This window comes from Kitasatospora albolonga (genome assembly GCF_039535905.1).
Classification (GTDB): Bacteria; Actinomycetota; Actinomycetes; order Streptomycetales; family Streptomycetaceae; genus Kitasatospora; species Kitasatospora albolonga.
Map to the genome: position 1 here is coordinate 75,369 of NZ_BAAAYB010000125.1, position 14,263 is coordinate 89,631.

At 73.6% G+C, this 14,263-nt stretch carries 9 protein-coding genes; 7 read left to right on the forward strand and 2 right to left on the reverse strand.

Annotated elements, in window-relative coordinates; all coding sequences use genetic code 11:
* The first annotated feature begins 128 nt into the window (after positions 1–128).
* Entirely contained in the window at positions 129–2,348 is a 2,220-nt protein-coding gene (locus ABD946_RS30770) for a RelA/SpoT family protein (RefSeq protein ID WP_345288832.1), read from the forward strand.
* An 87-nt stretch (positions 2,349–2,435) separates the two neighbouring features.
* Complete coding sequence (gene hflX / locus ABD946_RS30775; RefSeq protein WP_380149844.1) at positions 2,436–3,941, forward strand: GTPase HflX; 1,506 nt, start codon at positions 2,436–2,438, stop codon at positions 3,939–3,941.
* A 125-nt stretch (positions 3,942–4,066) separates the two neighbouring features.
* Here hflX and ABD946_RS30780 read toward each other — a convergent pair whose 3' ends face one another.
* Positions 4,067–5,167 (reverse strand): trypsin-like serine peptidase, encoded by a 1,101-nt coding sequence (locus tag ABD946_RS30780; protein WP_345288834.1) that lies wholly within the window; start codon positions 5,165–5,167, stop codon positions 4,067–4,069.
* A 348-nt stretch (positions 5,168–5,515) separates the two neighbouring features.
* Between ABD946_RS30780 and ABD946_RS30785 the strand changes: the two genes are divergently transcribed.
* From ABD946_RS30785 to ABD946_RS30805, 5 genes are all read left to right on the forward strand, one after another.
* Entirely contained in the window at positions 5,516–7,303 is a 1,788-nt protein-coding gene (locus ABD946_RS30785; RefSeq protein WP_380149845.1) for an IucA/IucC family protein, read from the forward strand.
* 14 nt (positions 7,304–7,317) lie between these two features.
* Positions 7,318–7,833, forward strand: coding sequence for a GNAT family N-acetyltransferase (locus tag ABD946_RS30790; protein ID WP_380149846.1), 516 nt, complete (start codon positions 7,318–7,320; stop codon positions 7,831–7,833).
* A gap of 101 nt (positions 7,834–7,934) precedes the next feature.
* Positions 7,935–9,317, forward strand: a complete 1,383-nt coding sequence (locus ABD946_RS30795; protein WP_345288836.1) for a lysine N(6)-hydroxylase/L-ornithine N(5)-oxygenase family protein — start codon at positions 7,935–7,937, stop codon at positions 9,315–9,317.
* 55 nt (positions 9,318–9,372) lie between these two features.
* Positions 9,373–11,082: an IucA/IucC family protein gene (locus ABD946_RS30800; RefSeq protein WP_345288846.1), complete on the forward strand. Its 1,710-nt coding sequence runs from the start codon at positions 9,373–9,375 to the stop codon at positions 11,080–11,082.
* Positions 11,083–11,094: 12 nt separating this feature from the next.
* Positions 11,095–13,200, forward strand: coding sequence for an ATP-dependent DNA helicase (locus ABD946_RS30805; RefSeq protein ID WP_345288837.1), 2,106 nt, complete (start codon positions 11,095–11,097; stop codon positions 13,198–13,200).
* Positions 13,201–13,585: 385 nt separating this feature from the next.
* On the opposite strand, the gene lexA is transcribed toward ABD946_RS30805, so the two are convergent.
* Positions 13,586–14,263 (reverse strand): transcriptional repressor LexA (gene lexA, locus ABD946_RS30810; RefSeq protein ID WP_425558740.1); only part of this gene is annotated, 678 nt, incomplete at its 5' end.

Sequence of the window (14,263 nt, forward strand, 5' to 3'; positions counted from 1 at the left end):
GCGCCCCGCTTCCCGTTTGTCGGCGTCGTGAATCCGCCCGTTCGGGTGGTGGAGGTGACGGTACGGGGGCGGGCGGGTGCGGAACGTGCTGTGCTCGGTAGCATGGACCATCGCTGCCGGAGGTGCGGATGACCGTCGATGCCGAGGTGGGGAGGCGCGCGTTGGTGCGCCTCAACCGGGTCGCCCTGGGACGGGCGGGGCGGGCCGCGCTGCTGGCCACCGACCGGACCCCGCTGCCGGACGCGATCGAGCCGATCGTGCAGGCCCACCGTCGCCACCACCCCAACGCCGATCTGGCCCTGCTCGGACGGGCGTACCGCACCGCCGAGGAGAGCCACCGCGGCCAGACCCGCAAGAGCGGTGAGCCGTTTATCACCCACCCGCTCGCCGTCACCATGATCCTGGCCCAACTCGGCGCCGGGACGACGACCTTGGTGGCGTCCATCCTCCACGACACGGTCGAGGACACCGAGGTGACGCTGGATCAGGTCGCCGAGGAGTACGGCCCGGAAGTGGCCTACCTGGTGGACGGCGTCACCAAGTTGGAGAAGGTGGACTTCGGCGCCGCCGCCGAGGCGGAGACCTTCCGGAAGATGCTGGTGGCCACCGGCGACGACGTCCGGGTGATGGTCATCAAGCTGGCCGACCGCCTGCACAACATGCGGACGATCCGTCACATGAAGCCGGTCAGCCGGATCAGGATCGCCAAGGTCACCCGCGACGTGCTGATCCCGCTCGCCGAGCGGCTCGGGATCCAGGTGCTGAAGGCGGAGTTGGAGGACATCGTCTTCGCCACCCTGCACCCGGAGGAGTACGCCCGCACCAGGGCGCTGGTCACCGCCTACGAGGAGCGGCCGGACGAGCTGCTCCAGCCCTTCGCCGAGGCGTTGACCCGTCAGCTCGCCGAGGCCAAGGTCGCCGCAGAGGTGACGGTCCGGCCGCGGCACGCGGTCTCCGTCCACCGGGTGCTGCTGAAGCGGACCGCCGCGGCCGGCCCGGACGGGCTGCCCCAGCAGCTCCAACCGGCCGACTTCGGGCGGCTGTTGGTGGTGGTGGAGGAGAACGCCGACTGCTACGCGGTGCTCGGCGAGCTGCACACCTGCTGGACCCCGCTGCCGGGCGAGTTCAAGGACTTCGTGGCCGCGCCCAAGTTCAACCTCTACCAGTCGCTGCACACCGCGGTGGCCCTGCCGGGTGGTGAGGTGGCCGAGGTGCTGGTGCGCACCCGGCGGATGCACCGGGTGGCGGAGACGGGCGTGGTCGCGCTGGGCGACCCGCACCAGGCGGCGGAGGGCGGCGAGGAGACCGACCCGGGACGCCCGGGGTGGCTGACCAGGCTGCTGGAGTGGCAGCAGGAGACGCCGGACCCGGACACCTTCTGGTCGGCGCTCACCTCCGACCTCTCGGACGACCGGGAGATCACCGCCGTCACCGAGCAGGGCGAGACGCTGCACCTGCCGGCCGGGGCCACCTGCGTGGACGCCGCCTACCTGCTCGGCGAGGAGACCGGCCACCGCTGTCTGGGCGCCCGGGTGAACGGACGCCTGGTGGCGCTGCGCACCCCGCTGGCCGACGGGGACGTGGTCGCGGTGCTGACCGAGGAGAGCGGGGAGCCGACCGGCCCTGCGGCCGAGTGGCTGGAGCACGCCCGCACCCCGGCCGCCCGGTTGGCGATCGAGCGCTGGCTGGCCGGCCACCCGGCCGTGGCCGAGGCCCCGGCGCCGGAACCGGTGCAGCCCCCCGTCCCGCCCGCGCCGCCCGCCGCCGACCGGGGCGAGCCGGCGGTCACGGTCCCCGGCCTGCCCCGGGTGCAGGCCCGGCTGGCCCGCTGCTGCACCCCGGTGCCGCCGGACGAGGTGACCGGCTACCCGATCCGGGGAGGCACCGTGGCGGTGCACCGCACGGGCTGTCCGGCGGCCGAGCAGCTGCGGGCCGAGGGCCGGGTACCGGTGCGGCCCCGCTGGGTGCCGGGCGCCCGCCCGGCCGAGGGCTTCCGGGCCACCCTGCGGGCCGAGGCGCTGAACCGCCCCCGCCTGCTGGCCGACCTGACGGCGGCGATGTCGGCCGAGGGCGTCGGCATCATGGCGGCCGAGGTGGAGCCCCCGCAGCAGCTCCGGGTCCGGCACACCTACACCGTCGAGCTGCCGGACGCCGCCGTGCTGCCGGTGCTGATGCGGGCGATGCTGCGGGTCTCCGGGGTCTACGACGTGTACCGGGTGGGAGTGGCCCGGCGAAATGAGGGTGACCGGGTGGCGGCGGGCGTGCGACCATCGGGGGGAATTCACGGCCGGTCCGTGGCGTTCACCGGACGAAGTGGTTCCGGTGCCGGTCACGGCCTTGAGGGGTAGCTCGACTCGCCACGTGGTATCGGGGCGACATACGGGGCAGACTCCTCGGTGCGCGGGCCGCACCGGCCCCTCCCGCTCTACCTAAGGATGAGATTGACCTCCACGTTCGACAGCCGCAACGAAAACCGCGACTCCGCCAGCCGGATCGCGGACCTCCGGGCGGAAGCCCTGATGGACGAGGACCTCGCGGCGATCGACGAGGCCTTCGACCGGTACGACGGTGAGCAGTACGACCGGAGCGAGCGCGCCGCGCTGCGCCGCGTCGCCGGACTCTCCACCGAACTCCAGGACGTCACCGAGGTCGAGTACCGCCAGCTCCGCCTGGAGCGCGTGGTGCTCGTCGGGGTCTGGACCGACGGCACGGCCGAGGAGGCGGAGAACTCGCTGGCCGAGCTCGCCGCCCTCGCCGAGACGGCCGGCTCCGAGGTGCTCGACGGCGTGATCCAGCGCCGTGACAAGCCCGACCCCGCCACCTACATCGGCTCCGGCAAGGCCAAGGAGCTGCGCGACATCGTCGCCTCCACCGGCGCCGACACCGTGGTCTGCGACGGTGAGCTGACCCCGGGCCAGCTGATCCAGCTGGAGGACGTCGTCAAGGTGAAGGTCGTCGACCGGACGGCCCTGATCCTCGACATCTTCGCCCAGCACGCCAAGAGCCGGGAGGGCAAGGCCCAGGTCTCGCTCGCCCAGATGCAGTACATGCTGCCCCGCCTGCGCGGCTGGGGTCAGTCGCTGTCCCGGCAGATGGGTGGTGGTGGCTCCGGCTCCTCCGGCGGCGGCATGGCCACCCGTGGTCCCGGTGAGACCAAGATCGAGACCGACCGGCGCCGCATCCGCGAGAAGATGGCGAAGCTGCGCCGCGAGATCGCCGACATGAAGAAGGGCCGCGACACCAAGCGCCAGGAGCGCCGTCGCAACCAGATCCCCTCGGTGGCCATCGCCGGCTACACCAACGCCGGCAAGTCCTCGCTGCTCAACCGCCTGACCGGGGCCGGCGTCCTGGTGGAGAACGCGCTGTTCGCCACCCTGGACCCGACCGTCCGCCGGGCCCAGACCCCGAGCGGCCGGATCTACACCCTGGCCGACACGGTCGGCTTCGTCCGGCACCTGCCGCACCACCTGGTCGAGGCCTTCCGCTCGACCATGGAGGAGGTCGCCGAGGCCGACCTGATCCTGCACGTGGTCGACGGCTCGCACCCCGAGCCGGAGACCCAGCTGGCCGCCGTCCGCGAGGTGATCGTCTCGGTCGACGCGCAGAACGTGCCGGAGATCGTGGTGATCAACAAGGCCGACGCGGCGGATCCGCTGGTGCTCCAGCGGCTGCTGCGGCGCGAGCCGCACGCCATCGTGGTGTCGGCCCGCAGCGGGCAGGGCATGGACGAGCTGCTCCAGCTCATCGACAAGGAGCTGCCGCGGCCGGCCATCGAGGTCCGCGCGCTCATCCCGTACACCCGTGGGGACCTGGTCTCCCGGGTGCACGCCGAGGGCGAGCCGATCTCCGCGGAGCACACCGCCGACGGCACCCTGCTGCACGCCAAGGTCGCGGCCGAACTGGCCGCCGAGCTCGAGCGCTACGCGGTCGTCACCAGCTGACGTTCGCGGAAGCGCACCAGGGGCGCGGGGTGGAAAGGCAGCACCTGCAACTGGCCGACGGTGGGTCAGTTGCAGGTGGGCCGCCTCCCGAAGCGCGCAGTTCCCCGCGCCCCTGGTGTTGCCACTTAGGCCTTGCGGGAGACGTACTCCAGGGCCTGGCGGGCGACCGACTCCAGGTACGGGCCGTTGAGGGCGGTGTGGGCGAGGTTGCCGATCGAGGTGTTGCTGACCAGGGCGGTGCGCCCGTCCGGCATGGTGGCGAACCAGCCGCCGCCGCTGGAGCCGGCAGTCATGGTGCAGCCGATGCTGAGCATGGCGGGCCTGGCCGGGTCGAACGACAGCCGGACCGGACGGCCGCCGTCGCAGCGGTTCAACTCCCGTCCGTCGTACGGCTTCGACGAGGGGTAGCCCCAGGCCGAGATGGAGAGCTGGTCCCGCGGGGCGTCGAACCAGACGGGTACCGCGGTGCCGACCGTCTCCTCCAGTGAGCGCCCGTCGCCGTCGGGGTTGTGCACCTTCAGGACGGCGAAGTCGTACTGGTTGGCCGCGTTGCCGCTGTGGCCGCCCTCGGCGATCCACTGCGGGGAGCTGATCACCTGGTCCGCCCACCACTGTCCGAGCGGTGCCACCTCGGCCATGGTGGGCTTCTTCTTGCTGCTCGCGGCCCCCGAACTGTTGTAGGCCGGAACGAAGATGAGGTTGCGGAACCAGCCGCCGCCCGCCCCCTCGTGGACGCAGTGCCCCGCCGTCCAGACCAGGTTGCTCTTCCCGGGCCGGGCCGGGTCGGCGACCACGGTGGCCGAGCACTGGCCGGTGCCGCCGCCCGGGGCGGTGGAGAAGACCTTCCCGGAGGCCGGGTAGCGGGTGTACGGGCGCTCCACCGGGACGGCCTGCACGGCGGTCGGCTCGGGGTCGCTCAGGTCGCGTCCGGCCGGGTCGCGGCCCGCGGCCGGTTCGGTGAGCGGCGGGCCGGGCTGCTGGGGCTCGGCGGTGGTCATCCGCTCCGGCTCCCACAGGTCGCGGACCACCGGGTTGCGGAAGACGTGCTCGCGGGCCCAACGGTCCCAGTCCTCCGGCCGCCAGTCCTTCAACTTGGCCCAGCGCTCCGAGAGTTCACCCTGCCACCGGCTGCGCTCGGCGGCCGGCAGCTTCCAGTCGTGCGACGTCCCCCCGGTCGTGCTGCCGCACCCGGTGAGCAGGGCGGCCCCCACCACCACTGCCGTCACCGCGGTGCGTATCGACGTCGATCCCACTGTCCGTCCCCCCGTCGTCCCCCGTGGACACTGCGGGGAGATTCTCCCACCGCCAGGTCACGGAGCGGGGTACGGAGCGGCTCGGTGCGGCACCGTGTCGGTCCGGAGCGGGCCACTCCAACGGGTGAGTGATCGCTTGAGGTTCACCACAACGAGTGAGCTGATCTTGTGATCACCCGGCAGCGGGCAGTTCGCTGGGCACGTCGGCGCCCTCGGCCCCACGCGCCTCGGCCGTTCCCCCGACGCCGCTTCCGGTGTCGCCCCGAAGCCGTTCTCCCGTACTCCCGGCGCCCGCACCTCCGCTCGCCCCAAGGAGCAGCCTTGAGCACCGTCCTGAGCACTGCCGCCTCCGCCGGAGCCCCGTCCGTCCGATCCGCCGGGCCCGCCGCCGTGCGGCCGGTCCGGGACAGACTGCTCGATGCCGACCCCGCGGTGGCCGCCGAGCAGGCCGGGACGGAGAGCCTGCTGCGCTGCTGGACCAGGGAGACGGGCGCACGTCCTGGGCCGGACGGGGTGCTCCGGGTGCCGGTGCTGGGCGGGGCGGCCGAGCTGGCCGCGCCGGTCCGGTACTGGTCGCCGGCCGGGTGGCACCGCTTCGGCGAGGTGACCCTGGCCGGGCTGCCGGTGGACGTGGTCACGGTGGCGACCCTGGTGGCAGGCGCCACCGCCGAACGGCCCGAGGCCGGCCAACTCACCGATCTGGCGGCCCGGGTGGCCGATTCGGTGCTGCGCACCGCCGAGATCCTGGGTCACCGGGGGAGCGCCGCGGACGCGGCCGAGGAGGCCTGGCCGTTCCTGGAGGCGGAGCAGGCGCTGCTGCTCGGGCATCCGCTGCACCCGACCCCGAAGAGCCGCGACGGTCTCGGGCCGGCCCAGAGCGCCGCGTACTCGCCGGAGCTGCGCGGCTCCTTCCGGCTGCACTGGTTCGCGGTCTCCCGGGAGCTGCTGGCCTCCGGCTCGGCGGTCGGCGTCCCGGCCGAGCAGCTCACCGCCCGGCTGCTCGGGGACGGCGTCCGGCTGCCGGAGGGCACCGCCGCGCTTCCCCTGCACCCGTGGCAGGCAAGCGAGTTGGCGCTCCGGCCGGAGATCGCCGGGCTGCTGGCGAGCGGCGCCCTGCACGACCTGGGCGAGCAGGGCGAGCCCTGGCACCCGACCTCCTCGGTGCGCACCGTCTGCCGCCCCGGCACCCCGTGGATGCTCAAGCTCTCGCTCGGCCTGCGGATCACCAACTCCCGCCGGGAGAACCTCCGCAAGGAGCTGCTGCGCGGCCTGGAGGTGCACCGCTTGCTGGAGACCGGCCTGGCCGCCGAGTGGCAGGCCGCCCACCCGGGCTTCGACATTGTCCGCGACCCCGCCTGGCTCGGGGTGGACCTGCCGGGCGGCGCCGACCCGAACGGCTTGGACGTGGTGCTCCGTCAGCAGCCGTTCGGACTGCGGGACCGGGCGCTCTGCGTGGCCGGGCTGGTCGCCGAGCGCCCGTACGGGGAGCGGGTCTCCTCCCGGCTCGGCGCGGTGGTGCGGCGTCTGGCCGCCGTCAGCGGGCGGACGGTGCAGACCGTGGCCACCGAGTGGTTCCTGCGCTACCTGGACGCCGTGGTGCTCCCGGTGCTCTGGCTGGACGGGCGGGGCGGCATCGCCCTGGAGGCGCACCAGCAGAACAGCCTGGTGCTGCTGGACCAGGCCGGCTGGCCGGTCGGCGGCCGCTACCGGGACAACCAGGGCTACTACTTCCGCGAGTCCGCGGCCGCCCGGCTGGAGGCCAGGCTGCCGGGGATCGGACGGGAGAGCGACACCTTCCTGCCGGACCGGGTGATCGACAAGCACTTCGCCTACTACCTCGGCATCAACCACGTGCTCGGCCTGATCGGAGCCTTCGGCTCCCAGGGCCTGGCCGAGGAGCCCGTGCTGCTGGCCGCGCTGCGCGGCTTCCTGGCCGGCCCGCAGGCCGCCGCCACCGGCTCGGGGCTGCCCGCGCTGCTGCTCGGCAGCGAGCAGCTGCACTGCAAGGCCAACCTGCTCACCCGGCTGAACGGGATGGACGAGCTGGTCGGCCCGGTCGCCACCCAGTCCGTCTACGTGGACATCCCCAACCCGGTGGCGGCCCGGTGAGGACCTCCACCCTGGTGACGTCCACCCCGGCGGGGGAGTTCGAGCTGTGCCCGGTGGACCCGGAGCGCGACCTGGCGCTGCTGGCCGGCTGGATGAACGATCCGGCGGTCAGCCGCTACTGGGAACTGGCCGGACCACCGGAGACCACCGCGGCCCACCTCGCCCCGCAGCTGGCCCCCGGCAGCCACAGCACCCCGTACCTGGGGCTGCTGGACGGCACCCCGATGAGCTACTGGGAGCTCTACCGGGCCGAGGCCGACCGGCTGGCCGACCACTACCCGGCCGAGCCCGGGGACACCGGCCTGCACCTGCTGATCGGCCCGCCGGAGCACCGGGGGAGGGGGCTGGGCGCGGTGCTGCTGGCCGCGCTGGCCGAGGAGCTGCTGGCCGCCCCGGACCACAGCCGCCTGGTGGCCGAACCGGACCTGACCAACACCGCGTCGCTGCGGGCCTTCGAACGGGCCGGCTTCACCGCCGTCGCCGAGCTGGAGCTGCCCGAGAAGCGCGCCGCGCTGATGCTGCGTCAGTGACCGGCGCTGCCGCGACGGCGCGCTCCACGACCCGCTGCCCCACGACCCGCTGCCCCACGACCCCGCACCCCGCTCCCGTGACCTGCCGAGGCTAGGACGAGATGGACAACCCGCAGCCCGAACCGTACGACCTGCTGGGCGTCGGCATCGGCCCGTTCAACCTCTCGCTGGCCGCGCTGGCCGACCGGGTGGACGGGCTGCGCACGCTGTTCTGCGACGCCAGGGAGGAGTTCCGCTGGCACCACGGGATGCTGGTGGACGGGGCCCGGATGCAGGTGCCGTTCCTGGCCGACCTGGTCTCGCTGGTGGACCCCACCAACCCCTGGTCCTTCCTCAACTACCTGCGCGAGCAGCAGCGGCTCTTCCCGTTCTACTTCGCCGAGCGCTTCCAACTGGCCCGCCGCGAGTACGACCACTACTGCCGCTGGGCCGCCGAGCGGCTGCCCAACTGCCGCTTCGGCGCTCCCGTCACCGCCGTGCACTGGGAGCCCGAGGAGGGGCTCTACCGGGTGACGGCCAGCGGCGCCGAGCACCGCGCGGCCAACCTGGTGCTCGGCGTCGGCACCGAACCGGTGGTCCCGGAGGCCTTCGCCGCACTCCGCGGCCACCCGCAGGTTTGGCACTCGGACGGCTACCTGACCAACCGTCACCGCCTCGACGGGGCGAAGGACGTCACCGTGGTCGGCTCCGGCCAGTCCGGCGCCGAGGTCTTCCTCGACCTGCTGCGCACCCGCGGCACCGACGGCACCCGCCTGCGCTGGCTCACCCGGACCAGGGCACTGGCCCCGATGGAGTACTCCAAGCTCGGCCTGGAGCACTTCACCCCCGACTACACCCGGCACTTCCACACCCTGCCCGGTGAGGTCCGCGACCGGCTGGTGCACGAGCAGTGGCAGCTGCACAAGGCGGCCAGCGCGGAGACCCTGGCCGAGATCCACGACCTGCTCTACGAGCGGACCATCGGCCGCCCGATGGACGCCGACCCGGTGGAGATCCGCCCCGGCACCGCCGTCACCGAGGCACTGGCCGGTCCCTGCGGCGGCTTCGAACTGGTCTGCCGCCAGGGCGACTCGGGGGCCGCGCACGTGGTCCGCACCGAGGCCGTGGTGCTGGCCACCGGCTACCGGGCGGTCCGCCCGGCCGCGCTGGACCCGGTGGCCGAGCTGATCGACTGGGACGAGCAGGGCCGGTTCAAGGTGGACCTGGACCACCGGGTCGCCACCCGGCCCGGGCTGACCGGCGGTCTGTACGTGCAGAACGCGGAGCTGCACACTCACGGGGTCGGCACACCCGACCTCGGGCTCGGCGCCCACCGGGCCGCCGTGATCCTGAACGCCGTCACCGGCCGCGCCGTGCACCAGCTGCCCGACCGCACCGCCTGGACCAGCTTCGCCCCGCCCGTCCACACCGCCCGACCCGGCGGTGTGCCCGTCCCCGCGCTCCCACGCCCGCAGGAGGCGAACCGTGCCGCTGTCACCCACTGAGCTCCACCGACCAGCGCAGCTCACCGCAGCGCTCTGGCAACGGGCCCGCCGGGCGATGCTGGCCAAGATGATCGGCGAGTTCGCCTACGAGGAGCTCTTCGTCCCCGAGCCGGACGGCGACGGCTACCGGCTCGAACTCCCGGGCGCCGTCTACCGGTTCACCGCCCGCCGGGGCGCCTACGGGAGCTGGCTGGTGGACCCGGCGTCGGTGGTCTGCGCGGCCGACCCGGCGGGTGACCCGCTGCGGCTGCTCCAGCTGGCCCGCACCACCCTCGGGCTCTCCGGGGACACCGTCGGCCACCTGGTCCGCGAGCTGACCGCCACCCTGATGGCCGACGCCGGGCTGCTGGCCGAGGAGCTCACCGCCGCCGAGCTGGCCGACCTGGACCACGTCGGCCTGGAGGGGCGGCAGGGCGGTCACCCCTGGATCGTGCCGAACAAGGGCCGGCTCGGCCTCTCCGCCCGGGACGCCGCCGACTGGACCCCGGAGGCCCGGAAGCCGCAGCAGCTGCCCTGGCTGGCGGTGCACCGCAGCCTGGCCGAGTACCGCGGCCAGGACGGGCTCTACGAGCAGGAGTTGAGCCCGGAGTTCCGCGCGCTGGCGGGCCCGGACTTCCTGCTGCTCCCGGTCCACCCCTGGCAGTGGGACGAGGTGCTGCTGCCGCTCTTCGCCCCCTGGATCGCCGAGGGCCTGATCGTCCCGCTGCCCAGCGACGGGGACCTGCGGCTGCCCCAGCAGTCCATCCGCAGCTTCTTCAACCTCAGCCACCCCGAGCGCTGCACCGTCAAGCTCCCGCTCTCGGTGCTCAACACCCTGGTCTGGCGCGGCCTGCCGACCGAGCGCACGCTGGCCGCCCCCGCGGTCACCTCCTGGATCCACGGCCTGCGGGACGGCGACCCGTTCCTGCGCGACGAGTGCCGGGTGATCCTGCTGGGCGAGATCGCCTCCGTCACCGTGGACCATCCGCTCTACCGGGACCTGCCGGAAGTCCCCTACCAGTACAAGGAGTTGCTCGGCGCCATCTGGCGCGAGCCGCTCGGCCGTCACCTGGCCCCGCACGAGCGGGCCCGCACCCTGGCCTCGCTGCTCCAGACCGGCTCGGACGGCCGAGCCCTGGTGGCCGAGCTGGTCGCCCGCTCCGGGCTGCCCGCCCGGGACTGGCTGCGCCGGCTGTTCGCCGTGATGCTGCCGCCGCTGCTGCACTTCCTCTACAAGTACGGCACCGTCTTCTCCCCGCACGGCGAGAACGCCATCATCGTCTTCGACCAGCACGACGCCCCGGCCCGCCTCGCGGTCAAGGACTTCGTCGACGACGTCAACATCAGCGACCAGCCGCTGCCCGAACTGGACGGCCTGCCGGAGGAGGTCGGAGGGGTGCTGCTGCGCGAACCCCCGGCCTTCCTCTGCCAGTTCCTGCACTCCGGCCTGTTCATCGGGGTCTTCCGCTACCTGGCCCCGCTGTTCGAGCGTCAGCTCGGCGTCCCGGAGAGCGAGTTCTGGGAGCTGCTGCGCGAGCGGATCACCGCCCACCAGCGGCGCTTCCCCGAACTCGGCGACCGCTTCCGGCTCTTCGACCTCTTCACCCCGCGGATCGACCGGCTCTGCCTGAACCGGAACCGGCTGCTGCTGGACGGCTACCGGGACCGCCCGGAGCGTCCGCACGCCGCCGTGCACGGCCAGGTGCCCAATCCGCTCCACCTCGGCGGCTCGGTCCCCGCCCCGGCCCCGGCCAGGCAGGACCGGATTGTCACTCCCACGCCGTAGGCTGGGCGGGCCATGACGAACGACTCCGCACCCCAGGCCCTGCCCGGCACCGCCGAGGCCCCGGCGCCCGTCACCCGCGCCGCGCTCCCGGAGCTGCTGCACACCGCCGTCGAGGCCGTCGGGGGTGTCGAGCGCCCGGGTCAGGTCGCGATGGCCTCCGCCGTCGCCGACGCGGTGGGCAGCGGCGAGCACCTCCTGGTGCAGGCCGGCACCGGCACCGGAAAGTCCCTCGCCTACCTTGTCCCCGCGCTCGCGCACGGGGACAAGGTGGTGGTGGCCACCGCCACGCTGGCGCTCCAACGCCAGCTGGTGGAGCGGGACTTGCCGCGCACCGTGGAGGCGCTGCACCCGGTGCTGCGGCGCCGTCCGCAGTTCGCCATGCTCAAGGGGCGCTCCAACTACGTCTGTCTGCACCGCGTCCACGAGGGCACCCCGAGCGACGAGGGCGAGGGCCTCTTCGACCCGGTCGAGGCCCTCGGCGGCCCCACCGGCAAGCTCGGCCAGGACGTGCTGCGGCTGCGCGAGTGGGCCGAGGAGACCGAGACGGGGGACCGCGACGACATGTCGCCGGGCGTCTCCGACAAGGCCTGGGCCCAGCTGTCGGTGACCTCCAGGGAGTGCCTGGGCGCCACCAAGTGCGCCTACGGCCAGGAGTGCTTCGCCGAGCAGGCCCGTGAGCGGGCCAAGCTGGCCGACGTGGTGGTCACCAACCACGCGATGCTCGCCATCGACGCCATCGAGGGTGCCCCGGTCCTCCCCGAGCACGGCCTGCTGATCGTCGACGAGGCCCACGAGCTGGTGAACCGGGTGACCGGCGCCGCCACCGGCGAGCTCACCGTCGGCGCCGTCAACCGGGCCGTCAAGCGCGCCGCCAGGCTGGCCAACGAGAAGGCGGTGGACGCCCTCCAGGCCGCCGCCGAGAACTACCACGGCCTGATGGAGACCGCCCAGCCCGGCCGGGTCGAGGGTGAGCTCCCCGAGTACCTCGGCTACGCGGTCACCGCCATCCGCGACGCCGCCCGCCAGATCATCACCTCCCTGGGCGAGACCAGGGACAAGGCGCTCACCGACGAGGACGCCGTCCGCAAGCAGGCGATGGCCTCGGCCGAGAGCCTGCACGAGACCGCCGACCGCCTGCTGGAGGGCTCCGAGTACGACGTCGTCTGGATCGAGCGCACCGACCGCTTCGGCCCCGGCACGGCCTCCCTGCGGGTCGCCCCGCTGAGCGTCTCCGGCCTGCTCCGGGAGGCCCTGTACAAGGAACGCTCGGTCGTCCTCACCTCCGCCACCCTCAAGCTCGGCGGCGACTTCACCGGCGTGGCCGCCTCGCTCGGCCTCCCGGCCGAGGGCCGCCTCCCGGACGTCCGGCGCGAGGACGAGCCGGAGCTGGTCCAGGACGAGACCACCCCGCCGTACTGGCGGGGCCTGGACGTCGGCTCCCCGTTCAGCTACCCCAAGCAGGGCATCCTGTACGTCGCCCGCCACCTCCCCGAGCCCGGGCGGGACCTCGAACGCCCGCAGATGCTCGACGAGTTGGCCGAGCTGATCGACGCGGCCGGGGGCCGGACGCTGGGGCTGTTCTCCTCCATGCGCGGCGCCAAGGCGGCGGCGGAGGCGCTCCGGGAGCGGCTGGACCACCGGATCCTGCTCCAGGGCGAGGACACCCTGGGCGAGCTGATCCGGGAGTTCGCCTCGGACTCCTCGACCTGCCTGTTCGGGACGCTGTCGCTCTGGCAGGGCGTCGACGTGCCCGGCTCCGCCTGCCAGCTGGTGGTGATGGACCGGATCCCGTTCCCGCGGCCGGACGACCCGCTGATGAGCGCCCGTCAGAAGGACGTCGAGGCACGGGGCGGGAACGGCTTCATGGCGGTGGCCGCCACCCACGCGGCGCTGCTGATGGCGCAGGGCGCCGGCCGGCTGGTCCGTGCGGCGGAGGACCGCGGCGTGGTCGCGGTGCTCGACCCGCGGGTGGCGACCAAGCGCTACGGCGGCTTCTTCAAGTCCTCGATGCCCGACTTCTGGTACACCGACGACCGCAACCAGGTCCGCCGCTCCCTGGCCGCCATCGACGCCTCCGCACCCCCGGTCAAGCCGGTGGCCAAGCGCGGCAGCCAGTAGGCACACGCGCCAGGGGCGCGAGGCTGTGCTGATGTGCGGCTCCGCCGCCCGGGCGCGAGGCTGTACGTGGCTACGCCAGGGGCGCGAGGCTGTGCTGATGTGCGGCTCCGCCGCCCGGGCGCGAGGCTGTACGTGGCTACGCCAGGGGCGCGAGGAACGGCGCGAGGCGGAAGGCGACTCACCTGCAACTGACCCACCGTCGGCCAGTTGCAGGTGCTGCCTTTCCACCGCGCGCAGTTCCCCGCGCCCCTGGTGTAACCACTACCGCTTGGTGGTGCTGCCGGTCCTCTGCGCGCCCGCGCGGCGGAGCCGCACATGAGCAGAGTCCCGCGCCCCTGGTGTGACCACTTTCCCCCGGTGGCCCCGGTCCGTCAGCCTGCGCAGCTCAGAGGCGGCGGAGGACCGCGACGACCTTGCCGAGGATGGTGGCGTTGTCGCCCGGGATGGGCTCGTAGGCCGGGTTGTGGGGCATCAGCCAGATCTTGCCGTCCTCGCGCTTGAGGCGCTTGACGGTGGCCTCGCCGTCGATCATCGCCGCGACGATGTCCCCGTTCTCGGCGACCGGCTGCCGCCGCACCGTGACCCAGTCACCGTCGCAGATCGCGGCCTCGATCATCGAGTCGCCCCGCACGGTGAGCGCGAACAGCTCGCCCTCGCCGACCAGTTGACGGGGCAGCGGGAAGACGTCCTCGACCGTCTGCTCGGCCAGGATCGGACCGCCGGCGGCGATCCGGCCGACCAGCGGGACGTAGGAGGTGGAGGGCCGGCCCGCCGCCTCGGCGGTGTTCGGCCGGGCGACCTCGACGCCGCGGACCTCGTAGGCGCGGGGCCGGTGCGGGTCACGTCGCAGGAAGCCCTTGCGCTCCAGGGCCATCAGCTGGTGGGCGACCGAGGAGGTGGAGGAGAGCCCCACGGCCTGGCCGATCTCCCGCATGGACGGCGGGTAGCCGCGCCGCTGGACCGAGTCCCGGATGACCTCGATGACCCGGCGCTGGCGCTCCGTCAGCCCGGCCTCGTCGGTGCGGATGCCCGGCGGGCGGCCCGGCATCGCGCGGGTCGGGGC